The following is a 16,237-nucleotide window of genomic DNA, read 5'->3' on the forward strand; positions in this document are numbered from 1 at the left end:
GCTGAGGCCCGAACGTTCGACGCGCTCTGGCGAGCGCTCGGTGAAATCTGCGACTTGTTCGAGCCACACGAATGCTGGAACTACCTCAAGGCAGCTGGATATGCGTCCGTTTAACCGTCCGAGGCTCCCTCTCTTGACCGGCGCATCGGAAAAGGCGGCCCTCTGGGTCCGTCCGATGCGCTAGACCATTCCCCTCTCGAAGGAGAAGACATGAGGATCGCGCGTTCAACGCCCGATCCTCTTTTCATTGGGCCAGGGTTTCTCCCGGTCGGCCTGCGGAACCGGATCTCAATGGGCATCCGGGGGCAGATCGGCGATCCGCTTGATCTCGAAGACGACCAGCATCAGGACCACCGACATGATCACGAGGCCAAGCGCGTTCGTGAGCACACTCGCGCTCACCCCTGAGGCCGACGAGACGAGGGCCAGGAGAATGAGAAAGGGAAGGCCGAGGGCAATGCTGAGAACGGCAACGAAAGACCGTGACATGGGAATGGGCCCCTGAGAATTTCTGGAAAGGTTTAAAGTAGCCTAAGAATCGTGGAGAAAATGAGGTTGAGCCTTTCCACCGCTTGAAACGTCCGGCTCAGAAATCCCAGCGCTGGGCCTTCGAGACGAGAAAGTCGCGGAAGACCTGGACACGCGCCACGGAGCGCATCTCCTCCGGATAGACGAGGTAGCTGTCGAGGGTCGGCATCTGCTCGTCACGCAGAACCTGCTTGACCCGCGGGTTGTTGCTCATGGCGTAATCGGGAGCCATGCCGATTCCCGCCCCGTTCTCGATCGCCTGCCGGAGCGCCAGGCTGTCATTGACCACGAACCGGCTGGGACGAGGGTCCTTGGGGTTTCGACCCAGGCTCGTCAGACGATGCAGGTTGAGGATGAAGGGTGGCTGATCGCCGCCGAGGCAGACGATGGAGTGCCGGTCGAGATCGTCGATGCTCTCGGGCTCTCCGAAGCGCTCGATATAGGTGTGGGCCGCATAGGCGTGATACTGGATGGTGAAGAGGCGGCGCTGGATCAGATCGGGCTGAGCCGGGAGGCGCAGGCGGATCGCGATATCCGCCTCCCGCATCGCAAGATCGAGTTCATCGTTGGTGAGAATGAGCTGGATATGCACCTCCGGGTAGAGATCGAGGAATTCCGCAATGCGCCGCGCGAGCCAGATGCCGCCGATGCCGACGGTCGCCGTCACCTTGAGCTCCCCTGCCGGACGCTCGCTCGTCTCGGTCAGGCGCTGGCGCGTTTCGTCCAGGCGGACGCGAATGTCCTGGGCGGCCCGGAAGAGCACGTCGCCATGCTCCGTCAGGACGAGGCCACGGGGGTGACGGTGAAAGAGCGGGACCTTCAGCTCATGCTCGAGAGCGCTGATCTGCCGGCTGATCGACGACTGGTTGACACCGAGCTTCTCGCCGGCACGGGTGAAATTCCCGGCGCTGACGACTTCGTAGAACAGTCTGATCTTGTCCCAGTCCAATGCAGATCCCTTAGGCTGGCGGCTCGACGTGCGGCCAAATGGAGACCACGCGAGCCCGTCAGGTCAAGCCTAATCTTCAAGAGGGTTGGTGCGAGGCATCGGTCTGATCGTCCTCGGGGCGCCCGTGCGATGAGGATGGAGCATCCATAATGGCTGTCCGCTGGCTGAGCGGAAACTCGATCACGCAGCGCACGCCGCCCGGCGTGAATTCAAGCTCCGTCGTCGCATCGACCTCGTAGGGGAGCGTGCGCTCGATCAGCTCGGTGCCGAAGCCGCGCCGGCGCGGGGCCGAGGCTGCCACGCGAACACCGCTCTCCCGCCATTCCAGCCTCAGCTTGCGGCTGCCGTCGACGGCTTCGATGCGCCAGGTGATGTCGATATGACCATCGGCCTCTGAGAGAGCCCCGTATTTGACCGCATTCGTGGCGAGCTCGTGGATCGCCATTCCCAGCTTTTCCGCCGCGGGCGTCTGGAGCCGGACGGGCGGTCCGTCCACATGGGCCTTCTCGTCGTCCCGGACCGCATGGGCGAGCAGCTCGTCCCTGACCAGCTCTTCGAGATTGATTCCGGCATCGGCCGTCCGTGTCGCCATGGTCTGCGTGCGGGCGAACGCTTCGATACGCCCTTCGAGATGCATGGCGTAGTCATCGACCGTCTCGCTGTTCGCGGCCGTTCGCCGTGTGATCGATCGCACGACCGCCAGGGTGTTGCGGACGCGGTGCTGCAGTTCGGCGAGCAGGAGCTTGGTATGCTTCTCACTCGCCCGCAGGGCCTCCTCTGCACGGACCCGCTCGGTGAGGTCGATCGCCACGGTCAGGCCGCCCACCACCTGTCCTGCGGCGTCACGTCGAGCGCTGACGTTGTTCCGCACCCAGACGACCGAACCATCCGGGCGAAGGTGGCGCCCGTCCTGCACGAACGATTCGCCGCTGGAGACCGCACGCTCGAGCAGGGGCCCGTTGCGTCCCGCGTCCTCCGGATGCGTCAGCTCCTGAACCGTGCGGCCGACGATCTGCTCACGGGTCAGGCCGAGGATCGTGCAATAGCGATCGTTGACATAGATGACACGGCCCTCGCGATCCGTCATGGCAATGCCCACCTCGGCCTGCTCGGCCATGGCGCGGAACCGCTCTTCGCTTTCGCGCAGGGCCTGCTGCGCCCGCGTGAGCGGCGTGACGTCCGTGAAGGTGACCACCGCGCCCCCGATATAGTTATCGACGCTGCGATAGGGCAGGACGCGGATCATGTAGCGGGTGCCCGTCGTCGGATCCTCGATCTCGCGATCGACGCTGCCAAGCGTGCGTATCACGCGCCGGGCATCGTCCTGAAGCTCGTCATAGGCTACACGCGACTTGATATGTGCGATCGGGCGCCCGACATCCGTCTCGACGAGGTGGAAGATCTCGGTCACGGCGGGTGTGTAGTTCATCACCCGGATGTCGTTGTCGAGAAAGATCGTTGCGATCTGCGTGCTCTCCAACAAGTTCTTCAGATCGCTGTTCGAGCGACCGAGTTCCTGAACCCTATGTGCGAGTTCGCCGTTGACGGTGGTCAGCTCCTCGTTGACGGATTGCAGCTCCTCTTTCGAGGTCTCAAGCTCCTCGTTGGCCGATTGGAGCTCCTCGTTCAGGGACTGGTATTCCTCGTTCGACGACTTGAGTTCCTCGTTGGTGCTTTCGAGCTCCTCGATGGTGGCTTGAAGCCTTTCACGGGTCACGCGCAGTTCGGTCTCGAGGCGCTGCACATGCTCGTCACGCAGGAAGGAACTGCCAGCCGTCGGGCCGGCATCCTCCACGACGGGAGCGGCGCTGTCCTTGAAGACGACGACGAATCCCGGTGCCGCATTGGGCTGATCGCGCAAAGGCTCGACGACCATATCGACGATCAGGCTCCTGCCGTTCGAGCCCATCCGGAGGCCGTCGATCTGGACCGTCTTGTGCTCTTCCGCCGCCTTGGTCAGGGCCGCGCGGAGGTCCAGGCGCAGGTCGCTGTGAACGAGGTTCAACAGGTTGAGCGTCGCCGTGCCGCCGGCCGGCTCGATGTAGCGCCCGGTTCGCCCAGAGAAGTGCATGACGTCGAAGTTCTCGTCCGTCACCACATAGGCCGGAGCGTAGCGCTCCGCGATCATCTCGGCCTGGCGCGCGAAGCTGCCTTCGATGCGCCGGGGCCGCAGGAGCGGCGGGCTCTCGGCGGGCTTGCGGTCGACGGCCGTGAAGGGGAAGTCCGGCAGGATACGGGCGCTCGTTTCCAGGCGTTGGAAGATGCGATAGCCGCGATCGACCGGCGCGAAGAGCCTCGTATGGCGCGAGATGTTCTCGGAGTTGCCGAGGAACAGGTAGCCCCCGGGCCTGAGCGCGAAGTGGAAGAGGGGGATCACCCGGTCCTGGAGATCCGCATTGAGATAGATCAGCAGGTTGCGGCAGGAGATCATGTCGAGACGCGAGAACGGAGCGTCCTTGATGACGCTGTGCTGCGAGAAGATGCACATCTCCCGCAGTTCCTTCACCACGCAATAGGTGTTGCCCTCCTTGACGAACCATCGGGCCAGGCGTTCGGGGCTTACGTCCCTCGTGATGGCTTCCGTGTACCGTCCCACCCGGGCGGACGTGAGGGCGCGGCCGTCGATATCGCTTGCGAAGATCTGCACGTGCGGCACGGTGTCCAGCCCTGCCATGTATTCGCGCAGCAGAATGCCGATGGAGTAGGCCTCTTCGCCCGTAGAGCAGCCAAGGACCCAGATCCGGATCTGGTCGCTGCGGCTCTTGCCCTCGAAGAGCCTGGGGATCACCTGGGTTTCCAGAAGCTCGAATTCCCTGCGATCCCTGAAGAATTGCGTCACGCCGATGAGGAGATCGTTGAAGAGGCTCTGGGCTTCCTCGGGATGGCTGCGCAGAAATTCCACGTAAGCGTCGGTCGTCTCGGCCTGGACGACCTGCATGCGGCGCTGGACGCGACGGAGGAACGTGTTCGGCTTGTAGCCGTGGAAGTCGTGGCCGGTCTGGTTGCGCAGGATCGTGGCGATGCTGGCCAGGGTGCCGGAGATCTCGGCCGCCTCCGCCTCGAGGTGGGCTGCCTCGCCGTAGCGCGCGAGGTGGCTCGCATAAAGCTGCACCCGCTCCGCCAGTTCCTCCGGCGGCAGGACGAAATCGACGAGAGCCGCGGGGCTGTGGTTGGGGACGATCCCTTCCCCGGCCAGTTCAGGACTTTCCTCCGCCAGCGTGAGGCCGCCGGCCTCCTTGAGAGCCGTGACGCCGAGCGTCCCGTCTCCGTCCGTTCCGGAGAAGATGACCCCGATGGCCTTTCCTTCCTGGTCCTCGGCAACCGAGATGAGGAAGCTGTCGATGGTGCCCCGCTCGCCCGGGGGCTCCTGCGCAGGGCGGATCCGGAAACGACCGTCCTCGACGGTCAGGATCGTGTTGGGAGCCGACCAATAGATCTTGCCGGGCTCGACGAGGGCTCCATGAGCCGCCGAGGTCAGGGTCCGCCCGTGCTCCGACAGCGCCGATCTGAACCGCTCTTCGTTCAAGGCCTCCCGTTGCTGGAAGACGAGAACGACGGAGATCTCCTCGCCGACCGTCAGTCCGGCCAGGAAGCGTTCGAGGGAATGGCTATCGGCCCCGGATGCTCCCACGGCAACGACCGAGAAAACGCCCCGTCGTCCGGTCTCCCCACTCGGGGCGGATTCTGAGGAGGTTGCCTTGTTGTTCTTCGCGGCCACGGTGACGATTCCCAGCTCCGGGAGGGGATTGCCATACTATAAGGGATTGCACCACCTCTCAAAGTTCCGTCATGCTGCTGCATCCTATTCCTGGTTGTCCTGTCCGCCTTCGTCCACGCGGGGCGCGAGGGGGGTCATGGATTGCAGGACGGCCTGGCGCAGGGTGTCAGCGTAACCGCGGTATTCGAGAGCCCTCTCATCGTACATCTCAGCCACCGCCTTGCGACCGCTCCGGCGCCCGTCCTCGGCCATGCGGGAGACCAGCTCGGCCCGCTCCTCGATGATGCGCAGGGCGACCCGAAGGGCTTCGTCCACGGCATTCTCCTGCTCCTTCGCCACCATGTCGGCCGTGAAGCCGTGGCCGACCTGGCAGCGGAACCGGAGCGGCCTGCCTCCGCGCACCTTGGACAGCACCCCGCTGCAGGAGGGGCAGGTGAGCGCCGAAGGATCGGCGAACTTGCCGATGACTTCGCTGTCGACCCGTTCCCCGGCCGCGATGTCGACCTCCAGGCGGATCTCCGGCGGAACCGGCAGGCTTGGGCCGGCGGCCTCTCGGACGAGATCGGAGAGCACGTCGCCGATCCGGACGCTTGGAACCGACAGATCGACCGATGTCGCCTCCAGGGCACTCCTCGGCATCTCGTCGGCGGCGGCCTCGGCCGGATCCTGCACGATAGCGACGCCGCCGCAGCGCTTCACGGCCTCCAGACCCGAGGCCCCGTCATTGAGCAATCCGCTCAGGATGATCCCGATCACCCGGGAGCCGTAGGCGGCGGCGGCAGAGCGGAACAGCGGATCGATGGCGGGGCGGGCCATGTTCTCCCGCGGGCCCCGACCCAGCTTGATGCGCCCCTGGGTCAGGAGCAGGTGATGATCCGCAACGGCCAGGTAGACGTGGCCGGGAGTGATCGGCATGCCATCGGCGGCGGCAAGCACCGGAAGAGGGCCGGCCGCCGATGCGACCGTCGACAGGATGCCCACGCTCCGAGCCGGGATGTGGAGCACGATGAACACGGCCGCAGGCAGATCCGGGGGAAGCGCGCCCAGGATCGCCTTGAGGGGGGCCGTCGCTCCCGAAGATCCGCCGATCACGATGATGTCACGATTGCTCATGGACGGCTCTCGGGTTGTTCTGAAAGGGGGAACATCCGGTCGAAGCGTCAGTTCCAGAAGGGCGATGAGGGGGTCGGATTTTCAAGTGCCGTGGGGAACTTAAGCCCTGGGAGCCGCGTCGGTACCTGGGACGCTCCATGATGGACGCGAGCGTGGCCATGCCGGATCGTTCAGCTGAACAGGAGGCTCTCGCCAAGGCCGAGAGTGATATTGCCGATGGGGAAAGGCGAGTGACCGACCAGATCGTCCTGATCGAAACCTTGCGTCGGGACGGCCACGACGTGAGCGAAGCAGAGAAACTGCTCCAAACATTTCGTGCGACCCTGGTGGCGTGGTACGGCCACCGGGACGAGATCCTGCTCGAGCTGGCGCGGCAGGGAGCGTTGCCTTCGACCCATGTTCAGCCAAACGCCACGATGAAGGAATGAGAGGCGGCGATATCGTGCCGGAAAGGGGCCTGCCCCTCGCGCCGAACTGGGCAATGTCGCTCTGCAAAGACGGTCTGGAGGTGCTATGATGAGCCTTGCCATGCACAAACAGGCCAGTCTCAATCCTTTGCTCTGGAAGCTGGACAGCATTGCGGATCTGTCCGATGAGGAGAAGCGGGCAGTCCTGGACCTGCCGATGAATGTCAAGATTTTCGAAGCGGACAGCGACATCGTCCGTGATGGTGACCGGCCGTCGGAATGCTGCCTGGTCCTGAGCGGGTTCATCTGCCGGTACAAGATCCTTTCGGACGGCAAGCGTCAGATCATGGGCTTCTATATTCCGGGCGATATCCCCGATCTGCAGAGTCTCCACTTGAAGGTGATGGACAACAGCATCGGGGCCCTCGCCACGAGCAGCATCGCCTTGATCCCGCACGAGAGCCTTCGTGCCCTTCTGGAGCGGCATCCCGGCCTCGGGGCCGTATTGTGGCGTGACACGCTCATCGACGCGGCGATGTTTCGCGCATGGATGATCGGAATCGGGCGCCGTTCGGCTTATCAGCGCATCGCCCACCTCTTATGCGAACTGCAGATGCGCCTCAGGGCGGTCGGGCTTGCCGGCGAGCACGGCTACGACCTGCCAGTCACCCAGAATGAGCTCGGCGATGCCTTGGGACTGTCCACGGTCCATGTCAATCGGGTGCTTCAGGATCTGAGAAGCGAGGGTCTGATCGTCCTGCGCGGAGGCACGCTTCACATTCCCGACTGGGAAGCCCTTCAAGCGGCCGGCGACTTCGACTCCGCCTATCTTCACCTCAAACGATGACGTGGCCCTTCGGGTCACTGGCGTGGCCCGCTAAAGCATCGGACCCAAAAGTGGACTTGCACTTTTGGGATCCATCCGATGCTTTCTTCTTGAATGAGAGCATCGGTCAGGACGGAAAACCGGATCCACTTTTCGCTGACGCGGCCCTCTGGGTCCGTCCGATGCTCTAGGTCCGCCTCTTCCGATGCGCCGGTCAAGAGAGGGAGCCTCGGACGTGAAAAGCGGGTCCAGGTTGGGATCGAATCCGGTGGTGACGTGGGAGGATGGTGAGAGCGGGTGATGACACCCTCCACACGTCATGGCCGGCCTTGTGCCGGCCATCCCGATCGGAAGAGCGCAACGCCTCACAGGAGCGGGATCACCGGCACAAGGCCGGTGATGACGTGGAGAAGGTGGCAAGGGCCGGCGACAACACCCTCTCACGTCATGGCCGGGCCTGTCCCGGCCATCCCGATTGTTTGAAGCGCGGCGCCTCTCGTATCGGGATCACCGGGACAAGCCCGGTGATGACGTGGAGGTGGGACGGGAGGGTGGTGTGAGCGGGTGATGACGGGAGAGGGTCACGCACGTGGCCCGCTTTCGTCCGCGTGATGCGCTGGCGGAAGGCCAGCCGGTCATCACCCGCCTCGTGCCGGCCATCCCGACCGTCCGATGCTCTAGACGACGGTAAAGTCGATCCTGAGCGTCGTATCCTGGTCGATCGTCGCTGTCTGTACCGCATCGACATCGATGCCGATCGCGCCATCGGCATAGCCGACATCGATGTCGGCGTCCTGGTCCACGTCGACGGCCTGTTTCACACCGATCGCGACCTTGATCGCGAACTTCTCCTCGAGCTCATCGTCGATATCCACGTCCACGTCGACGTCCTGCCTGATATCGAGATGATTGTTGACGACGAACTGGCTCTTGCCGTGCCAGCCGTCCATCATCAGGTCGAGCTCCGTATCCTGGACGATATCGACCTCGTTCTTGAGATACAGGTCCACATAGAGAACGCCCTTGACCTCGTAGATGTCGAGGTCGATCTCGGTGTTCTGGTCGATCGTCATCGATTGGTCGAGGCGCAGGAAAACACGGTTGTTATCGTCGACATCGAGCCGAACGTCGGCGTCCTGGGTCATGTCCGCGTCGTTGTCCATGAAGACGCGGATCTTGCTTTCACCCATCCAGCCATTGAGCAGGACGTCCGCGTCCTGATCCACGAAGGCGGTCTGGACAATATGGATGTCGTCGCTGTCGGGAACGGCGATCGGGATGCCGGCCGGGGCCGGCGGATCCGATGGGAGACCGGCTCCCGGGAGCGTTGCAGGTGCTGCTGCGGCCTCCGACAACGGCGCATGCAAGCCCCCGCCGTCCAGGGCATGCCCTGGATCCTTCTGCCCCTCGTCGGTTGCGGCCTCGCCCGGCATGCGATGGGAGGCGCCGCTCGGGACGGCCCCTGAGGCATGAGGAGCTGCTGCGGGAGAGCCGATGGACGACCCTAAGACTGAAGATTGGCCCGACCCGGTGCCGTTGTCGTCGATATGCATGCCGTCCCGGGTATGTCCGCCGATGGCATCCGTCGAACCCTTCGGTCCCGAGGACGAGACCGCGTGAGAGGCCAGGTCGTGTGCCGCCGGAGCCGGGTCCGTTCCAAAGGGCGACGTGGCGGGCTGATGGGCGGGATCGGCGCGGACCGGCGCCGGATCGCTGGTCGGATTGGACGAATGGGGAGCCGACGGCCCAGGATCCGAGACCGGACGGACCGGGCTGCCCTCATCCTCGGCCACCTGAACGATTCCGTCCTGCTTGTCAGCCAGGAGCGGGAGCAGGTTTCGGGTTCCCTTGTCGGGAGGCAGCATCAGAATCGACCTCGCGCGGCCACTGAGGAAGAGACAGTGTAGAGCGCCGGTATCCCGCTGCGCCAGTCACCCATTCAGGCGCCTTGCTCCGCCTGCCTGGGCGATCGGGCATCGCTCGGTCGGTGCTCGGACGCAGAGCGGGCTGGCTCGGCCTCATTCGAACGGACGACACCAAATCGGATTACGGGCCTCAGCTCAAGCCATTGAGCTGACGGTGCCGGATGACCGCCTCCGTCCTGTTGGTGGCGTGCAGCTTTCGCATGATACGCTGGATGTGCACTTTGATGGTGTTCTCGGAGATGTTGAGCGAATGGGCAATCCATTTGTTGGACCATCCCTTCTGAAGAGCCTCCAGGACGTCCAGCTCCCGCGCCGTGAAGATGACCCCCGACCCGTTCGCCTCTGTCTTGATCACGTCTCCGGGTTGCTCCACGATCTCGAAATAGTTTCGTTCACCGGCATGCGGCAGGACAAGCCGTGTAGGCACCTCCGGATGTAGTCCGTGCCCATCCTTGGTTTCGGCGGCGACAGGCAAGTCTCCGTTCGCGAAGCGAGGGAAGTAAGTTCCTCCGACCATCACGAGCTGCAGGGCCGCGACCGCGACCTTGAAAGAAGTGGTCATCGGGATGATGCCGCGTACACCCATGGCAATCGCGTCCCGGACATCCTTCGTCCTCATGTACATGGAGAGGATGACGATCGGCACGTCCGGACGGTTCTGGAGGATGTCTCTGGTTTCATCGTTCAGCTGGCTTCCCGAGAGTGAATGCTGCTGAGACCTCAGCAGCACCAAGCCGACTGCCAACTCGCCAGCATGAGAAAATTCTTTGACCGAGGAAAATCCTACGACGGGGGTGCGTGGGAACGCACTGCCGATCGCGTGGACGAGACATTCCTGCGAGAACGGCTCATCATCGATGATGACGAGAGCCTCCTGCCTCATACCATTCGGGTCACCATCGGGCGCTGCATACGAAAAATGCATCACAACCCTCCTTCATGTGAGGCGAATCTCATTGAATGCGTTCCCAAGAATTTTTGCGTTCCCTAAGGCGACTGATATTACGCAACGATGGGGCGCTAAGGCCAAGCAGGCACTATTTACAGGGCTATCCTGCCATTGATCGTCCAAACGGCGGAACTCGGCACCTGACGCTCAAGACGCAAACGGCGCGCACTGGCTGTTCTACAATAATCACGCGCCTATTTTAACCGTTTTTCATGCCAGTTTCTAGTAATCGAACTGCCAGGCTCGGCTTCAATTTGATGATGCCTTGAAGCGTCAGCCGAGACTATTGCTCGCACTCTCTCAGGCCGGACAACCCCAAGGCCGCCGTGAATAGGTCAATTGTCACAGGTGCCTCCCCGGCGTGATGAGAAAGGAAGCTTTCCCATCATCCAACTGGTTCGGCATTCACACGGATCAATTGGCCGGCATGGGACCGGAGACAAATTAGCAGTACGTCCGACGGTCCGCCTCAATGGAGTGCCGAAAGCGATGGTTTGCGCAAGTGAATCATCGTCTTAGCCGATCCGAGACGCATAAGCCCCTTAAGGGGTACCTCATGAAAAGACCTACCGGTTCGGCTGATCCGGCAGGTGCGCCACCGCATGTGAAAGAAGGCGTGTCACCCGAATGGGCGACCGGATCCTTCTCCTCACCCATTCTGCGGCATGCAAATCGGCAACTTTCTCTCATGCCGCGCATGCAGGACTCTCTGCCAAACCGCCTTGCAACTCCACGAGGCGGCGGCAACCACGTGAGGAGCGCGAGAATGGCAGACCTATCAGACCTGCTCAGCGGATTCGGGTTCGATTTCGATCTCGACGTCGAGTTGAACAACACCTTGGATCAGCTGCAGAGGCAGAACACCGACACAAGCACCAGTCAGACCTCGACCATTGACCAAGACAACGACAACGAGGCCGCGGTCGACTACAACCCGGTTCAGCTGGCCTACAACGATGCAAGCGCCAACAACACGGCCGATACGAATGTCGCCACGGATAACGACTCCGACGTGGACTCGGACGTGACGACGAGTGGCGACTCAACGGCCACGGCTGCCAACAGCGCCAATGGCGGCGCCGCCACGGGCGGCACGACGACCGGCGGGTCCGCGACAGGCGGCGACACCGTAGGCGGTTGGACCGATAGCGGCGACTCCACGTCCGGGGACACGGCAGGAAGCAATGCGGGTGCCGTCGGCGGCGAAGGCGGATATGGGGCCGGCGGGAACGGCACGAGCGGGCCGATTTATTCCGGAGACGCGGACACGGGCGACGGATCGGGCGGCAATGGTCCCGGTGGTGACGGGTACTCGGGCGATGCGGCAAGCGGCGACTCCGCAGCGACCGGCGGCGACGGAGGCGATGGTGGCGACGGCAGGGGCGGCTACGGCAGTGGCGGTTACGCGTCTGGCGGCGATGGCACCGGCGGTGACGGAGATTACGGTACGGGCGGAGCCGGAACAGGCGGTGACGGGACGGGCGGCGATGGCGCCGGCGGCGACGGCACCGGTGGAGCGGGCGGCTATGGTGGCGCCGGCACAAGCGCCAGCGGCGACGGCACCTCAGGGACCGGCACAGGCGGGGCCGGTTCAGGCGGCGCCGGCACGAGCGGTGCGGCGACATCCGGCGCTGCCACTGGCGGCGACGGGACGGGTGGCGCCGGCACGGGCGGTGCTGGCGGTGCCGCTACGGCGGCTTCCGGCGACACCACGGGCGGCGACTCAGCCTCTGGCGCGGCCACGGGCGGTGACACGGCCGGCGGCGACACGACGGCCGGTTCCTCGACGGGCGGGAACGCGTCCGCCAATGGCGGCACCGCCGCCGGCAATGCCGGAGCGCACAGTGACAACGACGCCGTAGCGGACATCGACTCCACGGCCAGCGGCAATGCCGGGGCCAGCGTGAACCAGGGCGGTGGCGGAACCGCGGCCTCCGATCAGGATATCGGCGACTTCGACCTCGGCCAAAACAACGACTCCGACGCCACCTCCACGCAGGACCAGGCGGTGACGGTCGATCTCGACCAGACGATGGATGCCACGCAGGATGCCAGCCTGGCCTTCACGTTCGACTTCGGCGACTTCGACTTCGGCTTCACCGTCTGAAGTGCCGGCCACGGCCATCCGGGACCGCAGCGAACCTGCGGTCCCGGATTGGCGCTCGTACCCTGCTCCCGCTGTACAAGCGCTCGCCCAATTCCTATGACGTGCCCGGAGATCGCGTATGGCCCTGAACTGGATGAAGGCCCGCCATCAGACAGAGGTGGAGCACGCCTTCCGGCTTTGCCGCTACTCGCTGGCCCTCGTTGCGGGCTTGAGCTTCTTCGTCAATCTGCTCGCCCTGACCATGCCGCTCTACCTGCTGCAGGTCTACGACCACGTCTTGTCGAGCCAGAGCCTCGACACGCTCTTCATGCTTACCCTCATCGTCATCTTCGCGCTGGCGCTCCATGCGGTCATCGAGGCCCTGCGCCGCGAGATGCTCGCCCGCATCGGTGGCTGGCTCGAGGAGCGCCTGCAGGCTCCCGTGCTCACCGCGGCCGTGCAGGCCGCGCTGCGAGCCGATCCGGCAGGAGCCGCACAGGCCTGGCGCGATCTCGGCACCCTGCGCCAGTTCTTCGGTGGATCGGCGTGCACGGCGCTGTTCGACCTCCCGTGGACGCCGATCTTTCTGCTCGCCATGACCCTCGTGCACCCGCTGCTGGGCGCCATCGGGATCGTGGCTTCCCTCATCCTGTTCGGCTTCGCATGGCTCAACGAGACCGTGACCCGGGCTCCCTTCGCGCGGGCCTCCGCGGCCTCATCCGAAAGCCAGCACCGCTTCGAGTCGCTGATGCGCAATGTGGAGGCGATCACCGCCATGGGCATGCTGCCCGGCGTGGCGCGGATCCTGTCCGATGAACAGGCGCATGCCAAGGCCGCCCAACTCTCGGCGGGATCGCGGGCCTCGGCCATCCAGGCACTGGCCCGCTTCGTGCGCTTCCTCGCGCAGGTGCTGGTGATGGCGGCAGCCTCGTTCCTGGTGATCCGGCACGATGTCAGCCCGGCGGCGATCTTCGCCGCCTCGATCCTGCTCGGCCGCTCCCTCGGCCCTGTCGAGGGAGCGATCGGCACCTGGAAGGCCGTCACCAACGTGCGGCTCGCCTACGACCGCATCCGGCGCATCATGCAGGCCGCGCCGCCGCCCGTGAAGGGTATGGAGCTGCCCCCGCCCAGCGGCCTCCTGGAAGTCGAGCAACTCACCTATGTGCCGCCTGGATCGACCGAGCCTGTCGTGCGCCGCCTCTCGATGATGGTCTGTGCCGGCAAGGTGCTCGGTGTCGTCGGGCCCTCAGGGGCCGGGAAATCGACCCTCGGTCGCCTGATCGCCGGCACCGTGCCGCCGACCACCGGGCATGTGCGCCTCGACGGGGCCGACGTCGGGGTGTGGATGGCCTCCGGGGGACATCGTTACTTCGGCTATCTGCCCCAGGACGTCGAGCTCTTCGCCGGGACCGTTGCGGAGAACATCTCCCGCCTGTCCGAGGCGAGTTCCACGGATGTGATTGCGGCTGCGCGGTTGGTGGATCTTCACGACACCGTCATGCGGCTGCCCAAGGGATACGACACCCATATCGGCGAGGGCGGAGCGCGGCTCTCCGGCGGTCAGCGCCAGAAGCTGGGGCTCGCGCGTGCGTTTTTCGGCGACCCCCGTCTGATCGTTCTCGACGAGCCGAATGCCAGCCTCGACCCAGAAGGCGAGGAGGCGCTCCGTCGGGCCATCGACGAGATGAAGTCTCGCGGTGCAACGATCATCGTCATCGCCCAGCGCCTCGGCATTCTGTCGGTCGCCGACAACGTGCTCGTGCTCGACAACGGCTTGGTCAACGCCTACGGCGAGCGCCGCGAGATCGCCGAGAAAATCGCCCAGGGACGGACGGCCATCAGGGTCGCGCAGCAGGCGAGGGCGAAGCCTGAAGCGCGCATGCCGAAGGTTAACGAAGGACCGATGATCGCCGCACCGGGTCAGCAGGCCGGCAAGGGAGCCGCGTGATGGCCAGAACATCTCCCGTCATCGACCTCTCGGATGTCCTGCCCCCGCCGCCCCCCACTCCGTTCCACCGGATCCGGTGGCTGACGGCCGTCGCCTTCGGGCTCGTGGTCGTGTTCATCGGCGGCTTCGGCATTTGGTCGGTCACGGCGCCGCTCGAAAGCGCCGCGATCGCGTCCGGCTCGGTCGAGGCCGAAACGAGCCGCAAGACGGTGCAGCACCTGGAAGGCGGCATCGTCGCCAGGATCCTGGTGAAGGACGGTGATGCCGTGACGACCGGCCAGCCGCTGATCCAGCTCGACGATACGCGGGCCAGATCCAGCGCGGAGGCCCTCCAGGGACAGCTGCGCGAGGCGCAGGCCCGGGAGGCGCGGCTGCTCGCCGAGCGCGACGGGACCGACACGATTCAGTTCCCGCTGCCCCTGCGCCAGGCGGCGGAGACGGACGCGGCGCTCGCCGAGATGCTCGCCGGACAGCAGCGAATCTTCAACAGCCGCCGCCAGCTCTATCAGTCGCAGCTCGCTGTGCTGATCCAGCGGCAGCAGCAGATCTCGCGCCAGATGCTGGGCCTGCGATATCAGGTGAGTGCGGCGGCCAAACGTGCGGAGATCATCAAGAAGGAAATGGAATCCATTGCGCCTCTGGTCGCTAGAGGTATCATCGCGCAGCCGCGCAAGCTGGCTCTCGAGCGCGAGCAGGCCGAGATCGACGGGCGCCAGGGCCAGGCGCAGGAGGAAATGGCACGTGCCGAACAGGGCGTGGGCGAAGCCAACGCTCAGATCCTCAAGCTGCGCAGCGATCGGGAGGCCGAGATCGCTCAGAGCCTGCGCGAGGTGCAGGCGCTCCTCTACCAGCTGTCCGAACGGGCCGAGGCCGCTCGGGACGTCCTCGCCCGCACCCAGGTGCGCGCCCCCGAGGATGGGGTCGTCACCGATCTCCGGATCCGGACGCCCGGCGGCGTCATAGGGGAGGGGCAGCCATTGCTCGACCTCGTGCCGAAGCATGATCGCCTCATCATCACCGCCCAGGTGAGGCCCGACGACATCGACGTCGTCCATCCCGGATTGCCGGCGCAGGTGCGGCTCATGCCCTACAAGCACCGCCGCGTTCCTCCTGTGGAAGGAACGCTCACCTATGTGTCGGCCGACCGCATGACCGACAAAACCACGCAGCGCTCGTTCTACACGGCGCGCATCCGTCTCGACGAGCATTCGCTCTCATCCTTGCCCGGTGTCGAGGTCATGGCCGGCATGCCCGTCGAGGTTCTGATCAAGACCGGCAAGTTCACCGCGGCCGGCTACATGCTGCGCCCCGTGATGGACAGCTTCAATCGCGCGTTCCGCGAGGATTGAGGCCAGCTGCCGGGTTCATTCAGCGGCCGAGTGTCCCTTGTTCCCGGATCCCGTCTGAGCGTCCCGCTCCATCTCGACCGCATTGGAATGCTCGCCCTCGGCGCCGGCGGGAACCGGCTCTGTCCCTGATGCTCGAGGCTGGGGCTCGAGCACGACCCTCTGCTGGTCGCGGTCCCAGCGTGCGGTCACCCGGTCGCCTTCATGGACGTCGCCCGCCAGCATCGCCCGGGCCAGCTGGGTCTCCAGCTCGGAGCGGATGAGGCGCCGCAGCTCGCGCGCGCCGAACTCCGGCCGGAAGCCGGCGGCCGCCAAGTGGTCGACAAGGCTGGCGTCGATCTCAAGATCGACGCCTTGGCCATGGGCGGTCCGCCTGACGCGCTCCAGCTGAAGCTCGACGATGGAGCGGATCTCGCCCCGCGCCAGGGCATGGAACACGATG

12 protein-coding genes are annotated in these 16,237 nt (G+C 64.7%); 5 read left to right on the forward strand and 7 right to left on the reverse strand.

Going from position 1 to position 16,237, the window contains the following annotated elements:
* Positions 1 to 288: 288 nt before the first annotated feature.
* From NF876_RS41365 to NF876_RS41380, 4 genes are all read right to left on the reverse strand, one after another.
* Positions 289 to 489, reverse strand: a complete 201-nt coding sequence (locus tag NF876_RS41365; RefSeq protein ID WP_262273533.1) for a hypothetical protein — start codon at positions 487 to 489, stop codon at positions 289 to 291.
* A gap of 97 nt (positions 490 to 586) precedes the next feature.
* Entirely contained in the window at positions 587 to 1,477 is an 891-nt protein-coding gene (locus tag NF876_RS41370; RefSeq protein ID WP_262273534.1) for a LysR family transcriptional regulator, read from the reverse strand.
* Positions 1,478 to 1,553: 76 nt separating this feature from the next.
* Positions 1,554 to 5,195 (reverse strand): CheR family methyltransferase, encoded by a 3,642-nt coding sequence (locus NF876_RS41375; protein WP_262273535.1) that lies wholly within the window; start codon positions 5,193 to 5,195, stop codon positions 1,554 to 1,556.
* Positions 5,196 to 5,279: 84 nt separating this feature from the next.
* Positions 5,280 to 6,308, reverse strand: a complete 1,029-nt coding sequence (locus tag NF876_RS41380; RefSeq protein ID WP_262273536.1) for a chemotaxis protein CheB — start codon at positions 6,306 to 6,308, stop codon at positions 5,280 to 5,282.
* 152 nt (positions 6,309 to 6,460) lie between these two features.
* Here NF876_RS41380 and NF876_RS41385 point away from each other — a divergent pair, with 152 nt between their 5' ends.
* Together NF876_RS41385 and NF876_RS41390 are read left to right on the forward strand one after the other, a co-directional pair.
* Positions 6,461 to 6,736 (forward strand): hypothetical protein, encoded by a 276-nt coding sequence (locus NF876_RS41385; protein ID WP_373696796.1) that lies wholly within the window; start codon positions 6,461 to 6,463, stop codon positions 6,734 to 6,736.
* Positions 6,737 to 6,836: 100 nt separating this feature from the next.
* Positions 6,837 to 7,562 carry a Crp/Fnr family transcriptional regulator gene (locus NF876_RS41390; protein WP_262273537.1) on the forward strand — a complete coding sequence of 242 codons (726 nt, stop codon included), beginning with the start codon at positions 6,837 to 6,839 and terminating at the stop codon, positions 7,560 to 7,562.
* 656 nt (positions 7,563 to 8,218) lie between these two features.
* On the opposite strand, the gene NF876_RS41395 is transcribed toward NF876_RS41390, so the two are convergent.
* Positions 8,219 to 9,406: a hypothetical protein gene (locus NF876_RS41395; RefSeq protein WP_262273538.1), complete on the reverse strand. Its 1,188-nt coding sequence runs from the start codon at positions 9,404 to 9,406 to the stop codon at positions 8,219 to 8,221.
* A gap of 190 nt (positions 9,407 to 9,596) precedes the next feature.
* Positions 9,597 to 10,391: a response regulator transcription factor gene (locus NF876_RS41400; RefSeq protein WP_262273539.1), complete on the reverse strand. Its 795-nt coding sequence runs from the start codon at positions 10,389 to 10,391 to the stop codon at positions 9,597 to 9,599.
* Positions 10,392 to 11,181: 790 nt separating this feature from the next.
* On the opposite strand from NF876_RS41400, the gene NF876_RS41405 reads away from it, so the two are divergent.
* The 3 genes from NF876_RS41405 to NF876_RS41415 all read left to right on the forward strand — a co-directional run bounded on the left by NF876_RS41405 (position 11,182) and on the right by NF876_RS41415 (position 15,798).
* Entirely contained in the window at positions 11,182 to 12,522 is a 1,341-nt protein-coding gene (locus NF876_RS41405) for a hypothetical protein (RefSeq protein ID WP_262273540.1), read from the forward strand.
* A gap of 118 nt (positions 12,523 to 12,640) precedes the next feature.
* Positions 12,641 to 14,449 (forward strand): type I secretion system permease/ATPase, encoded by a 1,809-nt coding sequence (locus NF876_RS41410; RefSeq protein WP_262273541.1) that lies wholly within the window; start codon positions 12,641 to 12,643, stop codon positions 14,447 to 14,449.
* Positions 14,449 to 15,798, forward strand: a complete 1,350-nt coding sequence (locus NF876_RS41415) for an HlyD family type I secretion periplasmic adaptor subunit (protein WP_262273542.1) — start codon at positions 14,449 to 14,451, stop codon at positions 15,796 to 15,798. The genes NF876_RS41410 and NF876_RS41415 overlap by 1 nt, the downstream gene beginning before the upstream one ends.
* A gap of 15 nt (positions 15,799 to 15,813) precedes the next feature.
* Here the strand turns inward: NF876_RS41415 and NF876_RS41420 are convergent.
* A partial coding sequence (locus NF876_RS41420; RefSeq protein ID WP_507237403.1) for a ClpB D2-like domain containing protein occupies positions 15,814 to 16,237 on the reverse strand: 424 nt, incomplete at its 5' end.

The organism is Microvirga yunnanensis (assembly GCF_025460875.1).